The organism is Ramlibacter agri (assembly GCF_012927085.1).
GTDB lineage: Bacteria > Pseudomonadota > Gammaproteobacteria > Burkholderiales > Burkholderiaceae_C > Ramlibacter > Ramlibacter agri.
The window spans coordinates 1,701,766-1,721,283 of sequence record NZ_JABBFX010000001.1 but is presented as its reverse complement, the minus strand read 5'-3'; the positions used below and the strand labels follow the sequence as shown (position 1 = coordinate 1,721,283).

Genomic DNA, 19,518 nt, shown 5'->3' with positions numbered 1-19,518 from the left:
CGGCTCCTCAGGCGCGGTCCGCCACGCGTTCGCCCAGCAGGCCGGAGGGCCGCAAGGTGAGCATGATGATCAGCACGATGAAGGCGAAGATGTCGGAGTAGTTGCTCCCCAGCACGCCGCCCGTGACGGACCCGATGTAGCCGGAGCCGATCGCCTCGATCAGCCCGAGCAGCACGCCGCCGACCACCGCGCCGGCCAGGTTGCCGATGCCGCCGAACACCGCCGCCGTGAAGGCCTTCAGCCCGGGCAGGAAGCCCATGGTGTGCTGCACGGTGCCGTAGTTGGAGGCATACATCACGCCGGCGATCGTCGCCAGCACCGCGCCGATGATGAAGGTCGCGGAGATCACGGTGTCCGGTTTCACGCCCATGAGCGCGGCGACCCGCGGGTTCTCCGAGGTGGCGCGCATGGCGCGCCCGAGGCGCGTGTAGTTCACCAGGTAGGTGAGCACCGCCAGCGAGACGACGGTCATCACCAGGATCATGATCTGCGTGGGGGTGATTACCGCGCCGCCGATCTGGATGGGCGCCGCGGGCAGCAGCGTCGGATACGGCTTGTAGTTCGGCTTGAAGATGATCATCGCCAGCGTCTGCAGCAGGATCGACATGCCGATGGCGGTGATCAGCGGCGCCAGCTTGGGGCTGTTGCGCAGCGGCCGGTAGGCGACCTTCTCGATCGTGAAGTTCAAGGCCGCCGCCACGACGCAGGAGATGACGAGCGCGATGATCAACAGCAGCCAGCCGGGCAACCAGGGCATCGCCTCCTGGGCATTGGTGATGATCGCCCAACTGGTGAGCGCGCCCACCATCAGCACGTCTCCGTGGGCGAAGTTGATCAGGTTGATGATGCCGTAAACCATGGTGTACCCGAGGGCAACCAGGGCGTACATGCTGCCGAGGACCAGACCGTTGATGATCTGCTGCAGCAGGATGTCCATAGGGGTGAATCTCCGTTATTCCGCTTGTCGTGTCGATAGTGCCTTTTTGAGGCCCTTCGCCATCTAGCAAAAAACCCGCCAAGCGGATCCGTGGGCGGGTTTTCGAGCGAAATTTTACTGGGGCAACCTGACGGGACCCCCCCTCTTTTCTAGGGGTTTGTCCCCGGCTTCGGAGGCCTCACCTGCGCGTTCCGCTCGCGCAGGTCACGCAGCTTTTCGCCGATCTTGATCTCCAGCCCGCGCTCCACCGGACGATAGAACTGGGGCGGCTTCATGCCCTCGGGGAAATAGGTTTCGCCGGCGGCGAAACCGCCCTCCTCGGCGTGCGCATAGCGGTACTCCTTGCCATAGCCCAGGTCCTTCATCAGGCGCGTGGGCGCATTGCGCAGGTGCAGCGGCACCGGCCGCGTACCGTCGCGGCGCACCAGCGCCTTCGCCTCGTTGTACGCGGTGTAGACGGCGTTCGACTTCGGCGCGACCGCGAGGTACACCAGGCATTCGGCCAGCGCCAGTTCGCCTTCGGGCGAGCCGAGGCGTTCGTACACCTCCGCGGCGTCCAGCGCCAGGCGCAGCGCCCGCGGGTCGGCCAGGCCCACGTCTTCCACCGCCATGCGCACCATGCGGCGCGCGATGTAGCGCGGGTCCGCACCGCCATCGAGCATGCGCACGAACCAGTACAGCGTGGCGTCGGGATCGGAGCCGCGCATGGACTTGTGCAGCGCGCTGATGGTGTCGTAGAACTGCTCGCCGCCCTTGTCGTAGCGGCGCATGCGCTCGCCCAGCACGCGCAGCAGCCAGGCGTCGTCGATCTCCGAACGCTTCTCCTTGGTGGCCGCGACGGCCAGCGTCTCCAGCGTGTTCAGGAGGCGGCGGGCATCGCCGTCGGCATAGGCGATCAGCCTTTCCACCGCCTTGTCCTCGATGGGCGGCACGGCGTCGATCGCCTGCGCCCGCTGCACGATCTGCTTCAGGTCGTCTTCCGACAAGGGCTGCAGCACGTAGACCGCGGCGCGGGACAGCAGCGCGGAGTTCACCTCGAACGAAGGGTTCTCGGTGGTCGCGCCGATGAAGGTGAAGAGGCCGCTCTCCACGTGCGGCAGGAAGGCGTCCTGCTGGCTCTTGTTGAAGCGGTGCACCTCGTCGACGAAGACGATGGTACGGCGGTCGTGCGCCTGCGCGATCTGCGCCTGTTCGACGGCCTCGCGGATGTCCTTCACGCCGCCCAGCACCGCGCTGATGGTGATGAACTGGGCGTCGAAGGCGCTGGCCATCAGGCGCGCGATGGTGGTCTTGCCGGTGCCGGGCGGTCCCCACAGGATGCAGCTGTGGGGCTGGCCGGACTCGAAGGCGATGCGCAGCGGCATGCCCTCGCCCAGCAGGTGCTGCTGCCCGATCACTTCCGCCAGCGAATGGGGGCGCAGCCTTTCGGCCAGCGGTGCGCTGGCGCTTGCGGGCTTGCTCATGCTCGGAGTTTATAGTCCGCCCATCATGGATGCGGCGCTCTGGTCCACCTTCTCGGCCCTCTTCGGCGCTGCCGTCGGCGGCGGCATCAGCTACCTGCTCAATCGCCAGCAGTTGCAGAACCAGTTGCGCGTGCTGCAGGAACAGCACAAGGTGGAGTTCATGGCGGAGGAGACGGCGCGCCATTTCCTGTCGCACAAGAGCTATACCGACCGCTCCTTCGACACCCTGCGCAAGCACCTGGGCGGCTTCGAGGACGACGAACTGCGCAAGATCCTCGTGCGCGCCGGCGCCATCCGCGTCTTCCGCGACGACGGCTCGGAATGGTGGCGGCTGCTGTCCCGCATGGACGAATACATCGAGCGCAAGCAGCTGGACCAGATCGCGCGCGAGATCTGAGCGGCGTCAAGCCCCTGAAATGGCGGCGCAACGTCGCGCGCGCCTCAACACGGCCCATCTTTCGCTGGGCGACTCCTCCATTGGGGGGATGGGGTCGCCGTGTCGTCCGCCCGATACAAAAAGCCCCCGACCTCCGTTCGGGTTTAAATTTGTAACGATCCCTGCACGACACTCCGCCGCTCATCAACGACAGGCGGCAAGGAAAAATGCGCGGATACAAGTCGGGCTTCAGTTTGGTGGCGCTGGCATGCGCCGGAGTGGTCCTCGTGAGTTGCGGCGGCGGAGGTGGCGGGGGAGCAGGCGAGACCATTTCCGTCCCCACCCAGGCTCCGCTGCAGACGCTGCAGAACGCGAGGTACGTGGTCCGCCTGGTGGACTCGGTCACCGGGCAGACGATCAGCGATTCCATCAAGGTGACCTTCGTCGGGGCAGCAACACTGAAGGCCGCGGACTCCAGCGGCCTCAATGGCAAGACCATCACGACCTCGGACGGCCTCGTTTTCGTCGATGCAGCCTTCACGGCCGGCGCGCAGGACTTCTCCATCCAGCTCGCCGACGCCGGGGCCAAGGGTTGGGTGGCGACGGGCACGCGGATCGTCGGCGTGGCGGGCCTCAAGGGCGACCAGGCCGTCGAGATCAAGATGGTCAATACGAACCAGGCCGCCGCCGTCAACGCGTCTGACCTTCCCGTCGCGATGGCCGTGGCGCCGGGTTCGGCCACCGCCAGCGGCGCCTTCGCCGCGCCGGTCGTGCTGGCCACCGCATCGAAGGCGGTGACCAACGCCGAAGGCAATGCGGAAACCATCGGGACGTCGAGCCTCGCGATTCCCGCGGGCACCGTCGGCAGGACCGCCGGCGGCGCTGCCGCCGCTCCCGGCCCGCTGACCGTCTCCAACACCTACTTCGGCAATGCCAACAGCGATTCACTGCGGGCCTTCCCCGGCGGCTTCGCAGCCACGGTCGATGTGCCGGCCGCCAATGCAGCCGTCCTGAACGGCAGCGCCGCGGACCAGGGCAGCTTCATCACGGCGGGCTTCGCCCAGTTCAACGTGACGGACAGCAAGGGCAACGCCATCAAGAAGTTCGACCAGCCACTGACGGTGGGCATCGACCTGCCGAAGTCCACGCTGGACGAGAACGGCCACCCGCTCACGGTCGGCAGCCAGTACCCCGTGTGGAGCTACGACGACACCAATGGCAAGTGGGTGTTCGAGAAGATGGGCACCGTGGCCGAGAAGACGCCGGTCGACGCCGACAACTTCACCGTGCAGTTCCAGACCCAGCACCTGTCCTCGTGGAACCTGGACCAATACGTGAACAGCTGCACGGCGAGCGTGAACATCACCGGCCGCCCGGCGGCCGACGATCGCCCGCTGGAGATCGTGCTGGTCGGCGCCACCGGCCAGCGCTACGGCAACATCACCCGGGCCACGGACTCCAGCCTGACCCTGCTGCGCGCGCCGAACATCGCGGCCACCCTCACGGCCCTGGACCGTGGAAAGGTCGTGGGCAAGGTGAGCGTTTCCTCCCTGTGCGGCGGCCCGGTGGCGCTGCCCGTGACGCTCGCGCCGATCGTCGGGGGCACGTTGAAGGTGGAATCCTATGAGTACTGTTCCGACAACAGCTCGCATCGACGGGAGCTGCCGACCTTGGTCTCCGTGAGCTACGCACCCAATGCCGCCGGCGTGTTCACCGCGTGGACCAGCTTCTACGCCGACCAGCCCTCCAGCACGACGACTGCAGCGCAGGGAAGCATCGCCGGTTTCCCGGCCGGTCCCGTGGAAGTGTCGGTCCAGAACCCACGGACCGGCGAGTGGATGGTGGTCATCGACGGCCTGAGCGGCGACAAGGGGTACGTGAACGAGGTGGGGGCCGGTTCCCCCACCGTCTTCACCGCCCGCTTCCCGATGAACTGCAAGTCGGTCACCGGCGGCGGCGGCTTCTAGCCGCAGGCTCTGGACCGGCGCGGTCCCGCGTCCTACCATCGCGGCATGGACGCGGACTACCGCTGCCGGACCATGACCCGCGACGAAGTCGCGCTCGCGGTGGAGTGGGCTGCGCGGGAAGGCTGGAATCCGGGGCGCGATGACGCCTCGCTGTTCCACGCCGCCGATCCCGCCGGCTTCTTCGTCGGCCTGCTCGATGGCCAGCCGGTCGCCTCCATCTCGGTGGTGAAGTACGGCGCCGGCTTCGCCTTCCTCGGCCTCTACATCGTGCTGCCGGAACACCGCGGCCACGGCCTCGGTTGGGCCCTGTGGCAGCACGGCATGGCCTCGGCCACCGGCCGGCAGGTGGGGCTCGATGGCGTGGTCGCGCAGCAGGACAACTACCGCAAGTCCGGCTTCCAGCTCGCTTGGCGCAACGTCCGGCACGAAGGCGCGGGGCTGGGCCAGGGGGCCGGTGACCCGCACCTGGTGCCGCTGGGCATGCTGCCCTTCGACACCGTGCTCTCCTATGACCGGCCCTTCTTCCCGGCCGACCGCACCGAATTCCTGCGCCTATGGGACGAGCAGCCGCACGCCGCGGGTTACGGCTACGTGCAGGACGGCCGCCTGCGCGGCTGGGGCTTGATCCGGCGCTGCCGCCAGGGCTGGAAGATCGGCCCGCTGGAGGCCGACGGCGAAGCCGAAGCGGAAGCGCTGTTCTGCGGGCTGGCCGGCCACGCCAGCCCCAGCGAAGCGGTTTACCTGGACCTGCCGGAGCCGAACGCGGCCGCCGCGGCGTTGGCGCAGCGGCACGGCATGCACGCGGTCTTCGAGACGGCGCGCATGTACACCGGCAACGCCGCGCCGGGCGTGCCGATGCAGCGCCTGTACGGCATCACGACATTTGAACTCGGTTAATTCGGCGCCTGCACCACGTCCGCGCCCTTGGGCGGCTGGAAGCGGAAGGCATCAGCGCTGACGCCGCCGTTCACCTGCATGTTGTTGAACGTGAGCAGCGAACGCTGGCCGAAGTTGTCCTGGATGTCGAGCGCGGCCAGTTGGTCGCCGCGGAAGCCCACCTTCATGCTGGCGAGCTGGCCTTCCTTGCCCTTCGGCGTGGCCTGCACCCACTGCATGCCGTCCTTGTCCGGCAATGGCTGCAGGTCGAAGTCACGCTTCAAGGACTCGAGGTCCGGCGCCGCGGCGATCAGCGCCGCCGGCGTGCTGCCCAACACCTTGGCCTGCTTGCGCTGCGTCACCTGGTTCAGGTCCTGGTCGTGCAGCCACAGCGTCTGGCCGTCGGCCACGATGATCTGCTGGAAGGGCTTCTGGTAGACGAAGCGGAAGCGGTTCGGCCGCTCGAAGTCGAAGGTGCCGCTGGAGGTCTTGGTCTTGCCCGGCTGGCCGTTCCTGGGCGGCGCGGTCACGACCTGCGTGAAGTCGGCATGCCCGGTCTTCGCGGTGCGGATGAAGTTCTCGAGGCTTTCGATGGGTCCGGCCTGGGCGGCCAGCGCAGCGCCGGCCAGCAGCGCGGCAAAGAGGATCTTTCTCATGGGGCTCCCGTTCGTTCGTCATGGCGGCCTGGCGCCGCCCTTGATGACATTGTCTGTTGGGTGGCCCCTGCAGTCCGAAGTTCGTTACGAACCGTTATTCAGCCCGGCCGGGCACCAGGATCTCACGCTGCCCGCGCGCGTTCATCGGGCTCACCAGGCCTGCTTTCTCCATCGATTCCAGCAGGTTGGCCGCCTTGTTGTAGCCGATGGAGAGATGCCTTTGCACCAGCGAAATACTGGCTTTCTGGTTCTTGAGCACGATTTCGACGGCTTTGTCGTACATCGGGTCGGCCTCTCCGCCGCCTTCACCACCGGCACCGCCGCCGACAGCGCCGTCATCCCCGTCGACGGTGCCGCCTTCCAGCACGCCTTCGATGTAGTTCGGCTCGCCGCCCTGCTCCTTCAGGTAGGCCACCACGCGGTGCACTTCGTCGTCGCTCACGAAGGCGCCGTGCACGCGGATCGGCAGGCCGGTGCCGCTGGCCATGTACAACTGGTCGCCCATGCCCAGCAAAGCCTCGGCGCCCATCTGGTCGAGGATGGTGCGGCTGTCGATCTTGCTGGAGACCTGGAACGAGATGCGGGTCGGGATGTTGGCCTTGATCAGGCCGGTGATCACGTCCACCGACGGCCGCTGCGTCGCCAGGATCAGGTGGATGCCGGCCGCCCGCGCCTTCTGCGCCAGGCGCGCGATCAGTTCCTCGATCTTCTTGCCCACCACCATCATCAGGTCGGCGAGTTCGTCGATCACCACCACGATGTAGGGCAGGCGCTCCAGCGGCTCGGGGCTGTCCGGCGTCAGGCTGAAGGGGTTGTAGATGAACTGTTCCTTCGCCTTGGCGTCATCGATCTTGGTGTTGTAGCCCGCGAGGTTGCGCACGCCCAGCTTGGACATCAGCTTGTAGCGGCGCTCCATTTCGGCCACGCACCAGGTCAGGCCGTTGCCGGCCTGCCTCATGTCCGTCACCACCGGGCACAGCAGGTGCGGGATGCCTTCGTAGACCGACATCTCCAGCATCTTGGGGTCGATCATCAGCAGGCGCACGTCGCGTGCTTCGGCCTTGTACAGCAGCGACAGGATCATCGAGTTGATGCCCACCGACTTGCCGGAGCCGGTGGTGCCGGCCACCAGCACGTGCGGCATCTTGGCCAGGTCCGCCACCACCGGGTTGCCGACGATGTCCTTGCCCAGGCCCAGCGTGAGCTGCGAGCGGGCCTCGTTGTACGCCTGCGAGCCCAGGATCTCCGACAGCTTGATCGACTGCCGCTTGGCGTTGGGCAGTTCCAGCGCCATGAAGTTCTTGCCGGGGATGGTCTCGATCACGCGGATCGACACCAGCGACAGCGAACGCGCCAGGTCCTTGGCCAGGTTGACGATCTGCGAGCCCTTCACGCCCGTGGCCGGCTCGATCTCATAGCGCGTGATGACCGGGCCGGGCGCTGCCGCCACCACCCGCACCTCGACGCCGAAGTCCTTCAGCTTCTTCTCGATCAGGCGCGAGGTCATCTCCAGGGTGTCCGGCGACACCGACTCCTGGCGGGCGCTGGCGCCATCGAGCAGGTCCACCTGCGGCAGCTTGCTGTCCGGCATCTCGGCAAACAGGGGCTTCTGGCGCTCCTTGGCGATGCGTTCGCTCCTGGGCACTTCCACCACCACCGGCTCGATCAGCACCGGCACCGGATGGTGCTCCTCGATGACGACGCGCTCCTCCTTCACCGTGACCTCGCGCTCCTTCGCCGCGCGCTGGCCCACGGCCACGTCCTCGGCGATCTCGCGCTTGCTGCGCCGGCTTTCGACGAAGGCATCGACGCGGGCGCCGATGCGCTCCGCGACCTGGCTCCAGGAGAAACCGAACACGAGCCCGCCGGAAAGCACCAGCAGCGCCACGAACAGCAGGCCGGAGCCGGCAAAGCCGAACCACTGTACGGCCGCCGGCCCGACCAGGAAGCCGAGGGCGCCGCCGGCGTGGTCCGGCAGGTGGCCTTCCAGCCGGTACAGGCGCGACCACTCCAGCCCGCTGCTGGCCACCAGCAGCACCACCAGCGCGATCCAGAAGCTCCAGCGACCATGCAGCCAGGGGTGGGCCGGCGGGGTCACCACGCCGCCGCGCATCCAGCGCGCCAACGAGCCGAGCCAGGCGCGCAGGCCCGCGGCCAGGCACCACCAGACCGAGTAGCCAAGCAGGAAGTAGCTGCCGTCCGCCAGGGCCGCGCCCAGGCGGCCGCCCATGTTGCTGACCGGCCCGTGGCCGCCGGAGGTGGAAAAGGCCGGGTCCTGGCCCGAATAGGTCACCAGCGCCAGCAGCCAGAACACGAGGGCGACCGCGCCCAGCAGCAGCGCGGTCTCGTGGGTGAAGCGGGCCAGGCCGGTGCGCGGGGCGCCGGCTCCAGGCGCGCCCTCGTTCAGGGTGTTCAGGGAGAAAGTCATGCGCGAGTGAAAGCTTACTGCTTTGTCATTGCGGGCTTGACCCGCAATCCATGCGCAGGCGGAAAAGTGTTGGTACGTTGCCATGGATTGCGGCCCAGGGCCGCAACAACATGGCTACGCGGCTCAACCCAGCGTCGTCAGCCGGTCCTTGACGATCATCGAACCGTCTTCGCGCGTCTCGATGAAGCCGCGGTCTTCCAGGTCCTTCATCACCCGGCTGACCATTTCGCGCGAGGCGCCGACCATCTTGGCGATGTCCTGGCGCGAGATGCGCTCGCGGATCAACATCTGGCCTTCGCGGTCCGGCTGCGCGAATTCGAGCAGCGCGCGCGCCACCCGCCCGTACACGTCCATCAGCGCCAGCGACTCGATCTTGCGGTCCGCCTGACGCAGGCGCTGCACCAGGCCCTTCATGATCGCGTACGACATGGAGCTGTTTTCCGGCAGGCAGCGCGCGAATTCGGCGCGGCCCAGCGTCAGCATGTCGGTCTGCACCTCGGCGCGGCAGGTGGCCGAATGCGGCTCGTTGTCGATAAGGCTCATCTCGCCGATGTAGTCACCGGGGTTGAGCGTCGCGAGGATCACTTCGCGGCCGCGCTTGTCGGACGTCACCACCCGCACCCGGCCGGTGAGGATGATGTAGAGCGTGTTGGACTTCTCGCCCTGCTCCACGATGGTCTCCCCGCGCTTGAAGCGGCGCTTGACCACCGCGTCCGCCACGCCCTCCGCCTGGGACGCCGTCAGCAGGGCAAACAAGGGTACCCGGCGAATCAGCTCCAGGTTGGACAGCATCGACATGTTTCAAATCCCTCCTGCACCGGCCTGAGGCCATGGGTTCTTACAATCGACCGCATAGCAATCGATGAAGCGGCCGGCGCGCAGCCAGCGTTGATACTTCTCGACTCGGCCCGAAATGTACACTGACCTGTGGCGTATACCACACAGGTTTCTACCATGAGCAACAAACACGCCAAAGTCCTGATCCTCGGTTCCGGCCCTGCCGGCTATACCGCAGCCGTCTACGCCGCGCGCGCCAACCTCAAGCCGCTTCTTATCACGGGTTTGGCCCAAGGGGGGCAACTTATGACGACGACGGAGGTCGACAACTGGCCCGCCGACGTCCATGGCGTGCAGGGCCCGGAGCTCATGCAACGCTTCCTGGAGCACGCCGAGCGCTTCAAGACCGAGATCGTGTTCGACCACGTCAACAAGGTCGACCTGTCCAAGCGGCCCTTCACGCTCACCGGCGACAGCGGCACCTACACTGGTGACGCCCTGATCATCGCCACCGGCGCGTCGGCGCAATACCTGGGCCTGCCGTCCGAATCGGAGTTCTCCGGCCGCGGCGTCAGCGCCTGCGCCACCTGCGACGGCTTCTTCTACCGCGACCAGGTCACCTGCGTCATCGGCGGCGGCAACACCGCGGTCGAAGAAGCGCTGTACCTCTCCAACATCGCGAAGAAGGTCTACCTGGTGCACCGCCGCGACAAGTTCCGCGCGGAGCCGATCCTGGTGGACAAGCTGATGGAGAAAGTCCAGCAAGGCAAGATCGAACTGAAGCTGTTCAAGACCCTGGACGAAGTGCTGGGCGACCAGAGCGGCGTCACCGGCGTGCGCCTGAAGGACACCAAGACCGGCGCGACCGAGGACGTGACGCTCCAGGGCTGCTTCATCGCCATCGGCCACAAGCCCAACACCGACATCTTCCAGGGCCAGCTGGAGATGAAGGACGGCTACATCATCACCAAGGGCGGCCTCAACGGCTTCGCCACCATGACCAGCGTCCCGGGCGTGTTCGCCGCCGGCGACGTGCAGGACCACGTGTACCGCCAGGCCATCACCAGCGCCGGCACGGGCTGCATGGCGGCCCTGGATTCCCAGCGCTTCCTCGAGCAGGAAGAGTAATCCGGGCTCGGTATATAATCGCGGGCTCTGCCGGATTTGCGTCCGGCATTCATGGGCTACCGCCACCCTTATGGCGAGGTCAGGCGAGAGCGAGGTGGGCGCGCAAGCGCGCCGGCCACCGACAGTTCCGCCGTTTGATAATCGGAGAGTGCTGATGGCACGCGTGTGCGAAGTAACGGGCAAAGGCCCGATGGTCGGGAACAACGTTTCCCACGCCAACAACAAGACCAAGCGCCGGTTCCTGCCGAACCTGCAATACCGCCGTTTCTGGGTCGAGAGCGAGAACCGCTTTGTCCGCCTGCGCGTTTCCAACGCTGCGGTGCGCCTGATCGACAAGAATGGCATCGAAGCCGTGCTCGCAGACATGCGCGCCCGCGGCCAGGCTTAATACCGAAGGAGCAGCACCATGGCTAGCAAAGGCGGTCGCGAAAAGATCAAGCTGGAGTCCACCGCGGGCACCGGCCACTTCTACACCACGAGCAAGAACAAGAAGACGATGCCTGAAAAGATGTCGATCATGAAGTTCGACCCGAAGGCTCGCAAGCACGTCGAGTACAAGGAAACGAAGCTGAAATAAGCTTCGCGCCCTGCAGAAAAGCCCCGCCTCGCGGGGCTTTTTTCATTCCAGGAAGCGAACGCGGCCCGACTCCAGGTGGTACACGGCCCCGACGAGCCGCATGCCGCGCTCCCGCGCGTCCGCCGCCTCGGGCATGGCCTGGATTGCCTCTACCGCATGGCGCACGTTCGCCTCCACCGCCCGTTCCAGCAGCAGCTCCGGCGGCTGCGAGCCATCGAGGCCCTCCAGGGCCGGCTGGATGTTTTCCAGCAGGACCTGGATTCGGGCTCCGTGGGAAACGCCGCGGTAGCGGCTGGCGAGCGCCGCCTCGACGGCGCCGCAACCCTGGTGCCCCATCACCACGAAGAGGGGCGTGTTCAGGTGGCTGCCGGCGTACTGCAGCGTCCCCAGGATCGAGGGCCCCAGCACATTGCCAGCCACCCGGACGACGAACAGCTCGCCGAAGGATGCGTCGAACACCAGTTCGGGCGGCACCCGGCTGTCGCTGCAGCCCAGAACGGTGGCATAAGGCTGCTGGCCTTTCGCCAGGTCGGCCAGCACCTCTTTTTGCACCGTCGGGAAACGCGCCTGCCCGGCGATGAAGCGCGCATTGCCCTCTTTCAGGCGCTGCAGAGCCTCGTCGGCGGAGCAGGACGCGGCAGCGGCAGTCATGTCCCATCCTAGCCCGGCCCCATAAAAAAGGCCCACTTGCGCGGGCCTTTTGCGGGAAAGAGGTAGCTGCCTCAGGCGTGCGCGGCGCGCAGCTTCAGCGAGAACTGGCGCAGGGCCTCGATCCCGCTTTCCTCGGCGCGGCGGCACCAGGCCTGCAGGTCGACGGCCAGCTGCTCGCGCGAGTGGCTGGTGTTCATCCACATCTGGCGCAGCTCTTCGCGCATGGTGACCATCTTGTCCAGCACCGGGTGGGCGGCGCGGGCCTGGGCCAGCTGCGGGCGGGCGGCGGCCGGCACCTTGTCGTCGTCACGGTGCAGCCAGCGCTTGGCCGACTTCAGCAGCGCGGAGTCGCCACCCTTCTGCTGCAGCGCGGAGATCTCGGCCTTGCAGGCGCGCTTCATTTCGCGGGCGTAGCCGGCCATCACCTCGTAGCGGTTGGCGATGACCGCCTCCAGCGTCTTCTCGTCGGCCACGGGCTTGATCGCGCCCAGCACCAGCTTCGGCGGGACCTTCTTGACGGTGGCCCAGCCGATCTTGCGCATGAGGCTGATGTAGACCCAGCCGATGTCGAACTCGTACTTCTTCACGGCGAACTTGGCCGAGGTCGGGTACGTGTGGTGGTTGTTGTGCAGTTCCTCGCCGCCGATGATGACGCCCCAGGGCGAAATGTTCGTGCTGGCGTCCGGCGCCTCGAAGTTGCGGTAGCCCCAGTAGTGGCCGATGCCGTTGATGATGCCGGCGGCGGTGATCGGGATCCACAGCATCTGCACGGCCCACACGGCCGCGCCGACGGCGCCGAACAGGGCCAGGTTCAGGATCAGCATGACGCCGACGCCCTGCCAGCTGTAGCGGGTGTACAGGTTGCGCTCGATCCAGTCGTTGGGCGTGCCGTGGCCGAACTTGGCCATGGTTTCCATGTTCTTGGCTTCCGCGCGGTACATCTCGGCACCGCGCCACAGCACGGCGTCGATGCCGCGGGTCTGCGGGCTGTGCGGGTCATCCACGGTTTCGCACTTGGCGTGGTGCTTGCGGTGGATGGCGACCCATTCCTTGGTCACCATGCCCGTGCCCAGCCACAGCCAGAAACGGAAAAAGTGCGACGGGATGGCGTGCAGGTCCATCGCCCGGTGCGCTTGCGTCCGGTGCAGGAAGATGGTCACGGCCGCGATCGTGATGTGGGTCGTGGCGAGCGTGTACAGCACGATCTGCCACCAGGACAGATCCCAAAGACCGTGGGCGAGCCAGTCGATCGCCGCGTTCAGGACGGCCCAGTCGGGAAGCAACATGGAAATGTGTTCTCTTTCTCGGTAGGCGCAGCAAAACGCTGCGAGACGGTTGGACGGATTCTAAAGGTGGGGGTTCAATCCGCTAACACTTATTTGGGACCGGAAACCACGTACTGGGATTTTTCCCAGGCTGAGCCACCTAGACCCGCTCCCATGCGGCCGCGAAGAAACCGTCCGTCGCGTGCCGGTCCGGCCACAAGCGCAGGTAACGGCCCTCTTCTCCGCTGCAGAGGCTGGCCGCCCCCGCCACCTTGCCGTGTTCCAGCAATTCCCGCACCGGCACCGGCCGGAACTGCGGGTGAGCCAGGCCGAAAGCCTCGGCGATCCCCTCGTTTTCCGCCCGCAGCACGCTGCAAGTGGCGTAGACGAGGCGCCCGCCCGGTTTCAGCAGGCGCGCCGCGCTTTCCAGGATGGCCGTCTGCTTGGCGGTCAATTCGCCCACGGCTTGCGGATCCTGCCTCCACTTGAGATCCGGATTCCGGCGCAAGGTTCCCAGGCCGGAACACGGCGCGTCCACGATCACCCGGTCGATCTTGCCGGCCAGCCGCTTGATCCGCTCGTCGCGCTCGTGGGCGATGGCCGCCGGGTGCACGTTGGACAGCTTGCTGCGCGCCAGCCGCGGCTTCAGCGCGTCCAGCCGGTGGGCCGACACGTCGAAGGCGTAGAGCCGGCCGGTACTGCGCATCGCCGCGCCCAGCGCCAGCGTCTTGCCGCCGGCTCCGGCGCAGAAATCCACCACCATCTGCCCGCGCCGGGCGTCGGTGATCAGGGCCAGCAGTTGCGAACCCTCGTCCTGCACCTCGATGGCGCCGCGGGCGAAGGCGTCCAGCTTGGTCAGGGCCGGCTTGCCGTCCACCCGCAGGCCCCAGGGCGAATACGGCGTCAGCTTGGCGTGGATGCCGGCCAGCTGCAGCTCCTGCCGCACGTCCTCGCGCTTGTCCGTGAGCGCGTTCACGCGCAGGTCCAGCGGCGCCGGCAGCATCAGGCTTTCGGCCAGCGACCAGAACTCCGCCTCGCCCAGCTGCTCCTGCAGCGCCGTGACCAGCCAGTCCGGCAGGTTGTGGCGGTGGCGGTCCTGCAGTTCCGCCGCGGGCACGGCGTCGCAGGCCTTGAGCCAGGCCTTTTCGTCCTCGTTCAGGGCCGACAGCAGGAACTCGCGCGGGCCGGCGAAGCCCAGGATGGCCAGCCGGCGCTCGCGCGGGCCGCTGCCGGAGCGGGCCAGGAATTCGTACAGCAGCTTGCGCCGCAGCACGCCGTAGGCGGTTTCGGCCAGGGTGGCGCGTTCACGCGGGCCGAGGTTGCGATGGTCTCGGAAAAAGCGCGAGACGACGGCGTCGGCCGGGTGTTCCAGTTTGAGGACTTCGCGGACCAGGTCGGCGCAGGCCTCCAGCAGGGCTTTGGGATGCATTACAGGGCGGGCAGGAGTTCGGCGACGGCGCGCGGGTAGATCTGGTGTTCCTGCGTCAGCACGCGGGCGGCCAGCGCCTCGGGCGTGTCGTGCGGCAGCACGGGCACCACGGCTTGCTCCAGGATCGGGCCGTAGTCCAGCTCCGCCGTCACCTGGTGCACGGTGGCGCCGTGGAACTTGCAGCCGGCCTCGATGGCGCGCTGGTGCGTGTGCAGGCCGGGGAAGGCAGGCAGCAGCGAGGGATGGATGTTCAACAGGCGCCCCTGGTAGCGCGCCACGAAGCCGGGCGTCAGGATGCGCATGAAGCCGGCCAGCACCACCAGCGCGGGCTGGTGGCTGTCGATGGCGGCGGCCAGGGCCTCGTCGAAGGCCTCGCGGCTGGGAAAGGCCTTGTGGTCCACGACCTCGGTGGCGATGCCCTGCTCGCGGGCGAAAGCCAGGCCGCCGGCATCCGCCCGGTTGCTCACCACGGCCGCCACGCGCGCGCCGAAACGCTCGCGCCAGTTGTCGCGCTGGGCAGCGCGCACAATGGCGGCCATATTGGAGCCCCCGCCGGAAATCAGGATCACGATGTTCTTCATGTGGGCGGCGATTATCCCAGTCCTCGAATGGAAGCACTGACTCTTACCGAAGCCCGCGTGCTTGGCACGCTCATGGAGAAGGCACGCACCGTGCCGGACACCTATCCGATGTCGCTCAACGCGCTGGTGGCCGGCTGCAACCAGAAAAGCAGCCGCGACCCCGTCACCAACCTGAGTGACGCGGAGGTGCAGGAGGCCCTGGACGGATTGAAGCGGCGCTCGCTAGCCTTCACGACCCGCGGAAGCCGCACCGATCGATGGGAACACAACTTCCAGCGTGCCATGGTGGTGCCGGAGCAGTCCGCCGTGCTGCTGGGCCTGCTGATGCTGCGCGGTCCCCAGACGGCTGGCGAGCTGCGCATCCACAGCGAGCGCTGGTACCGCTTTGCCGACATCTCCTCCGTGGAAGCCTTCCTGGAAGAAATGAAGGACCGGCCCGAGGAGCGCGGCGGCGCGCTGGTGGTGCAACTGCCGCGGGCACCGGGCGCCCGCGAAACACGCTGGGCCCACCTGCTGTGCGGGCCCGTGGAAGTGGCTGCGGTGGACGAGAGCCCGGCTCCGGCTGTGGGCGCCGCCGGCCTGGCCGGACGCGTCGCCGCCCTGGAAGCGGAGGTCGCCCAGCTGCGCGCTGCCTTCGCCGACCTCAGCGCCCAACTTGGTTTGTCGCCGCCCGGACAGGCCAAAACGAACGACCGTGCTTAAATCAGCGAGCTATTCGGAGACACCCCATGGACCTTGCCTTCACCCCTGAAGAACAGAAATTCCGGGAGGACATCCGCGCCTGGGTGCGCGAGACCCTGCCGCAGGACATCGCGCACAAGGTGCACAACGCCCTCCACCTGACCCGCGACGACATGCAGCGCTGGGCGAAGATCCTGGGCAAGAAGGGCTGGCTGGGCTACGGCTGGCCCAAGCAGTTCGGCGGCCCCGGCTGGAGCGCCGTGCAGAAGCACCTGTTCGAGGAAGAACTGGCGCTGGCCGGCGCACCGCGCATCGTGCCCTTCGGCCCGGTGATGGTGGCCCCGGTCATCATGGCCTTCGGCTCGCCCGAGCAGCAGAAGCGCTTCCTCCCCGGCATCGCCAGCGGCGAAGTCTGGTGGAGCCAGGGCTACAGCGAGCCGGGCTCGGGCTCCGACCTGGCTTCGCTGAAGACGCGCGCCGAGCGCAAGGGCGACAAGTTCATCGTCAACGGCCAGAAGACCTGGACCACGCTGGCCCAGTACGGCGAGTGGATCTTCTGCCTGGTGCGCACCTCCACCGAAGGCAAGCCGCAGACCGGCATCTCCTTCCTGCTGATCGACATGAAGACGCCCGGCATCACGGTGCGTCCGATCATCATGCTCGATGGCGGCCACGAGGTGAACGAGGTGTTCTTCGACAACGTCGAAGTGCCGGCCGAGAACCTGATCGGCGAAGAGAACAAGGGCTGGACCTACGCCAAGCACCTGCTTTCGCACGAGCGCACCAACATCGCCGACGTCAACCGCGCCAAGCGCGAGCTGGAACGGCTGAAGCGCATCGCCAGGAGCGAAGGCGTGTACGACGACCGCCGCTTCCGCGACGAGATCGCCAAGCTGGAAGTGGACGTGGTGGCGCTGGAAATGCTGGTGCTGCGCGTGCTGTCCGCCGAGAAATCCGGCAAGAACCCGCTGGACATCGCCGGCCTGCTGAAGATCAAGGGCAGCGAGATCCAGCAGCGCTATTCCGAGCTGATGATGCTGGCCGCCGGCCCCTATGCCATCCCCTTCATCCGCGAGGCGATGGAAGCCGGTTACCAGGGCGACTACGTGGGCGCCGCCGCCCTGGCGCCGCTGGCCGCCACCTACTTCAACATGCGCAAGACCACCATCTACGGCGGTTCCAACGAAGTGCAGCGCAACATCGTCGCCCAGACGGTGCTGGGCTGAGGAGAGGCAGACATGGACTTCAATTTCTCCGACGAACAGGAACAGCTGCGCGACGCGGTCCGCAAGTGGGTGGACCGCAGCTACACCTTCGAGCGCCGGCACGGCATCGTCAAGGCCGGCGGCTTCGACCGCGCGGCCTACAACGAACTGGCGGAACTGGGGCTGACCGGCCTCTACGTGCCGGAAGAACACGGCGGCATGGGCATGGGCCCGGTCGAAGCGATGGTGGTGCTGGAAGAACTGGGCCGCGGCATCGTGCTGGAGCCGCTGGGCGCCTCGCTGGCCGCCAGCGGCGTGCTCGGCGCGTATGGCCCGGACGCGGTGAAGGCGCAGTGGCTGCCCAAGATCGCCTCCGGCGAAGCGCTGGTGGTGCTCGCGCACCAGGAGCGCAAGGCGCGCTACCGCCTGGACCAAAGTGAAGCCAGCGCCACGCAAGCGGGCGGCAACTGGAAGCTGAGCGGCGCCAAGAGCGTCGTGCCCGCAGGCGACCAGGCCGACGCCTTCCTGGTGCCGGCCCAGGCCAACGGCAAGATCGCCCTCTTCCTCGTCGAGCGCAGCGCGCAGGGCGTGACGACCCGCGGCTATCCGACCGTCGATGAAGGCCGCGCCGCCGAAGTGAACTTCCGCGACGCGCCCGCGACGCTGATCGCAGCCGACGGCCTGCCGGCGCTGGAACACGCCGTGGACATCGCCATCGCCTGCACCTGCGCGGAAGGCGTGGGCGCGATCGACAAGACGATGGAACTGACCGCGGAGTACCTCAACACCCGCAAGCAGTTCGGCGTCACGCTCGCCACCTTCCAGGCCCTGCGCCATCGCATGGCCGACATGAAGATGCAGCAGGAACTGGCGCGTTCCATGAGCTACTACGCTTCGCTGAAGCTGAACGCGCCGGCCGAAGAGCGCCGCCGCGCGCTGGCCCGCGCCAAGTACCAGCTGGGCGTGTCGACGCGCTTCGTCGGCCAGAACTCGGTGCAGCTGCATGGCGGCATCGGCGTGACCGACGAATACGTGGGCAGCCACTACTTCCGCAAGCTGACGCAGCTCGAGCTGGTCTACGGCGACACGCTGTTCCAGCTGGGCGAAGTGTCCGAGCGCATGACGGACACCGCGGGCGTGTTCGCCTGATGGACCGCCGCGGCTTCCTGGCGGCCGGCGGCGCGCTGCTCGCAAGCGGTTGCGCCACGCCGGCGGCCGGCGCAGCCGCCCCGCCGGTCGTGTTCGTCCACGGCAACGGCGACAGCGCCTCGATCTGGCAGACCACGATCTGGCGCTTCGAATCCAACGGCTGGCCGCGCGAGCGGCTGCATGCGATCGACCTGCCCTACCCGCTGGCGCGCGACGACGACACGAAAGCGCAGGCGGGCCGGACGTCCACCACCGAGCACATGGAGTACCTGCGCGCCGAAGTGGACAAGGTGTTGCAGGCCACCGGCGCGACCCGCGTCGTGCTGGTGGGCAACTCGCGCGGCGGCAATGCCATCCGCAACTACATTGCCAACGGCGACGGGGCGGCCAAGGTCAGCCACGCGGTGCTGGGGGGCGTCCCCAACCACGGCATCTGGGTGTCGCTGCCCGGCCTGCCGGATGGCAGCGAGTTCTCGGCCTCCAGCGCTTTCCTGAAGGCTCTGAACGTGCCCAAGGACGCGGCCGGCGACGAAGTCACGGGGCCGGTGCAGTGGCTCACGCTGCGTTCGGACCGCAACGACAAGTACGCGCAGCCGGATGGCCGCTGGGTCGGCAAGGCCGGTCAGGCCACGGGCGTCGGCTACGACGGCCCGGCGCTGAAAGGCGCGACCAACATCGTGCTGCCGCGGGTGGACCATCGCGAAACAGCGTTCTCGCCGGCGGCCTTCGACGCCATGTTCCGTTTCCTCACCGGCCACGCGCCGGCGACGCTGGAGATCGTGCCGGAGAACGAAGTCGTGCTCGCAGGCAAGGTGACCGGGCTGGGCGTGTCGTCCACCGACCCGGCCAGCGGCAATTTCTCCAACAACCTGCCGCTGCCAGGCGCGCAGTTGCAGGTGTACGCGCTGGATCCCGCGAGCGGGGTGCGCAAAGGCGAGCCCTTCACGCAGGGGATCGGTCCCGACGGCCATTGGGGACCGTTGCGAGCAACGCCCGGTACGCCCTACGAATTCGTGGTCAGCGCCCCCGGCTATGCCCTGACGCACATCTACCGCAGCGCTTTCCCGCGCTCGAGCGACCTGGTGAACCTGCATCCCGAACGCATTGCCGCGGCCGACCGCGAGGCTCCATCGCTGGTGATCTTCACGCGTCCGCGCGGCTACTTCGACCCGGGCCGCGACCGGATGGTTTTCGACGGCCAGTCGCCGCCGCCCGGGGCGCTGCCCGGAGCGGGCGTGGCCAGTTCGCGGATCAAGCCCGCAGGCGGGCCTCGCACCGTGATGGGGGAGTTCAACGGCGAACGCATCGCCGGTCGCAGCTGGCCGCTGGCGAACAACGAAGTGTCCGTTCTAGAACTGACGTACTAGGTTGG

19 protein-coding genes are annotated in these 19,518 nt (G+C 67.4%); 10 read left to right on the top strand and 9 right to left on the bottom strand.

Annotated elements, in window-relative coordinates; all coding sequences use genetic code 11:
* Nucleotides 1-7: 7 nt before the first annotated feature.
* Together HHL11_RS08295 and HHL11_RS08290 are read right to left on the bottom strand one after the other, a co-directional pair.
* The gene (locus tag HHL11_RS08295; protein ID WP_169417932.1) at nucleotides 8-937 is read right to left on the bottom strand and encodes a branched-chain amino acid ABC transporter permease; all 930 of its coding nucleotides are present in this window, start codon (nucleotides 935-937) and stop codon (nucleotides 8-10) included.
* Between the two features lie 149 nt (nucleotides 938-1,086).
* A complete protein-coding gene (locus HHL11_RS08290; protein WP_169417931.1) occupies nucleotides 1,087-2,400 on the bottom strand; it encodes a replication-associated recombination protein A in 1,314 nt (437 codons plus the stop codon).
* 25 nt (nucleotides 2,401-2,425) lie between these two features.
* Between HHL11_RS08290 and HHL11_RS08285 the strand changes: the two genes are divergently transcribed.
* From HHL11_RS08285 to HHL11_RS08275, 3 genes are all read left to right on the top strand, one after another.
* Nucleotides 2,426-2,797: a hypothetical protein gene (locus HHL11_RS08285; RefSeq protein WP_169417930.1), complete on the top strand. Its 372-nt coding sequence runs from the start codon at nucleotides 2,426-2,428 to the stop codon at nucleotides 2,795-2,797.
* Between the two features lie 206 nt (nucleotides 2,798-3,003).
* The gene (locus HHL11_RS08280; protein ID WP_169417929.1) at nucleotides 3,004-4,743 is read left to right on the top strand and encodes a hypothetical protein; all 1,740 of its coding nucleotides are present in this window, start codon (nucleotides 3,004-3,006) and stop codon (nucleotides 4,741-4,743) included.
* A 45-nt stretch (nucleotides 4,744-4,788) separates the two neighbouring features.
* Complete coding sequence (locus tag HHL11_RS08275) at nucleotides 4,789-5,640, top strand: GNAT family N-acetyltransferase (RefSeq protein ID WP_169417928.1); 852 nt, start codon at nucleotides 4,789-4,791, stop codon at nucleotides 5,638-5,640.
* Here the strand turns inward: HHL11_RS08275 and lolA are convergent.
* The 3 genes from lolA to HHL11_RS08260 form a co-directional block, all read right to left on the bottom strand.
* Nucleotides 5,637-6,275 carry an outer membrane lipoprotein periplasmic chaperone LolA gene (gene lolA / locus HHL11_RS08270; protein ID WP_169417927.1) on the bottom strand — a complete coding sequence of 213 codons (639 nt, stop codon included), beginning with the start codon at nucleotides 6,273-6,275 and terminating at the stop codon, nucleotides 5,637-5,639. The two genes, HHL11_RS08275 and lolA, sit on opposite strands and share 4 nt — an antisense overlap.
* Before the next feature lie 94 nt (nucleotides 6,276-6,369).
* Nucleotides 6,370-8,703 carry a DNA translocase FtsK gene (locus HHL11_RS08265; RefSeq protein ID WP_169417926.1) on the bottom strand — a complete coding sequence of 778 codons (2,334 nt, stop codon included), beginning with the start codon at nucleotides 8,701-8,703 and terminating at the stop codon, nucleotides 6,370-6,372.
* A gap of 123 nt (nucleotides 8,704-8,826) precedes the next feature.
* A complete protein-coding gene (locus tag HHL11_RS08260) occupies nucleotides 8,827-9,501 on the bottom strand; it encodes a Crp/Fnr family transcriptional regulator (RefSeq protein WP_169417925.1) in 675 nt (224 codons plus the stop codon).
* Between the two features lie 156 nt (nucleotides 9,502-9,657).
* Between HHL11_RS08260 and trxB the strand changes: the two genes are divergently transcribed.
* From trxB to rpmG, 3 genes are all read left to right on the top strand, one after another.
* Nucleotides 9,658-10,608, top strand: a complete 951-nt coding sequence (gene trxB / locus HHL11_RS08255; RefSeq protein ID WP_169417924.1) for a thioredoxin-disulfide reductase — start codon at nucleotides 9,658-9,660, stop codon at nucleotides 10,606-10,608.
* Nucleotides 10,609-10,762: 154 nt separating this feature from the next.
* Nucleotides 10,763-10,996, top strand: a complete 234-nt coding sequence (rpmB, locus tag HHL11_RS08250) for a 50S ribosomal protein L28 (protein WP_169419959.1) — start codon at nucleotides 10,763-10,765, stop codon at nucleotides 10,994-10,996.
* Nucleotides 10,997-11,014: 18 nt separating this feature from the next.
* A complete protein-coding gene (gene rpmG, locus HHL11_RS08245) occupies nucleotides 11,015-11,185 on the top strand; it encodes a 50S ribosomal protein L33 (RefSeq protein WP_055899695.1) in 171 nt (56 codons plus the stop codon).
* Nucleotides 11,186-11,227: 42 nt separating this feature from the next.
* Here the strand turns inward: rpmG and HHL11_RS08240 are convergent, their stop codons facing one another.
* The 4 genes from HHL11_RS08240 to purN all read right to left on the bottom strand — a co-directional run bounded on the left by HHL11_RS08240 (nucleotide 11,228) and on the right by purN (nucleotide 15,111).
* The gene (locus tag HHL11_RS08240) at nucleotides 11,228-11,836 is read right to left on the bottom strand and encodes a carbonic anhydrase (RefSeq protein WP_169417923.1); all 609 of its coding nucleotides are present in this window, start codon (nucleotides 11,834-11,836) and stop codon (nucleotides 11,228-11,230) included.
* A gap of 71 nt (nucleotides 11,837-11,907) precedes the next feature.
* Nucleotides 11,908-13,122, bottom strand: a complete 1,215-nt coding sequence (locus HHL11_RS08235) for a DesA family fatty acid desaturase (protein ID WP_169417922.1) — start codon at nucleotides 13,120-13,122, stop codon at nucleotides 11,908-11,910.
* Nucleotides 13,123-13,261: 139 nt separating this feature from the next.
* Entirely contained in the window at nucleotides 13,262-14,530 is a 1,269-nt protein-coding gene (locus tag HHL11_RS08230; RefSeq protein ID WP_169417921.1) for an RsmB/NOP family class I SAM-dependent RNA methyltransferase, read from the bottom strand.
* On the bottom strand, nucleotides 14,530-15,111 hold the full coding sequence (purN, locus tag HHL11_RS08225) for a phosphoribosylglycinamide formyltransferase (RefSeq protein WP_169417920.1): 582 nt from the start codon (nucleotides 15,109-15,111) through the stop codon (nucleotides 14,530-14,532). The genes HHL11_RS08230 and purN overlap by 1 nt, the downstream gene beginning before the upstream one ends.
* Before the next feature lie 27 nt (nucleotides 15,112-15,138).
* Between purN and HHL11_RS08220 the strand changes: the two genes are divergently transcribed.
* Genes HHL11_RS08220 through HHL11_RS08205 form a run of 4 tightly spaced genes read left to right on the top strand, consistent with a single transcriptional unit; the run spans nucleotide 15,139 to nucleotide 19,513 of the window.
* Nucleotides 15,139-15,813 carry a YceH family protein gene (locus tag HHL11_RS08220; protein ID WP_169417919.1) on the top strand — a complete coding sequence of 225 codons (675 nt, stop codon included), beginning with the start codon at nucleotides 15,139-15,141 and terminating at the stop codon, nucleotides 15,811-15,813.
* A gap of 26 nt (nucleotides 15,814-15,839) precedes the next feature.
* Nucleotides 15,840-17,018: an acyl-CoA dehydrogenase family protein gene (locus HHL11_RS08215; RefSeq protein ID WP_169417918.1), complete on the top strand. Its 1,179-nt coding sequence runs from the start codon at nucleotides 15,840-15,842 to the stop codon at nucleotides 17,016-17,018.
* Between the two features lie 12 nt (nucleotides 17,019-17,030).
* Nucleotides 17,031-18,146, top strand: coding sequence for an acyl-CoA dehydrogenase family protein (locus HHL11_RS08210; protein ID WP_169417917.1), 1,116 nt, complete (start codon nucleotides 17,031-17,033; stop codon nucleotides 18,144-18,146).
* A complete protein-coding gene (locus HHL11_RS08205; protein WP_425355205.1) occupies nucleotides 18,143-19,513 on the top strand; it encodes an alpha/beta fold hydrolase in 1,371 nt (456 codons plus the stop codon). Before HHL11_RS08210 ends, HHL11_RS08205 begins: the two co-directional genes overlap by 4 nt.
* Nucleotides 19,514-19,518 lie beyond the last annotated feature (5 nt).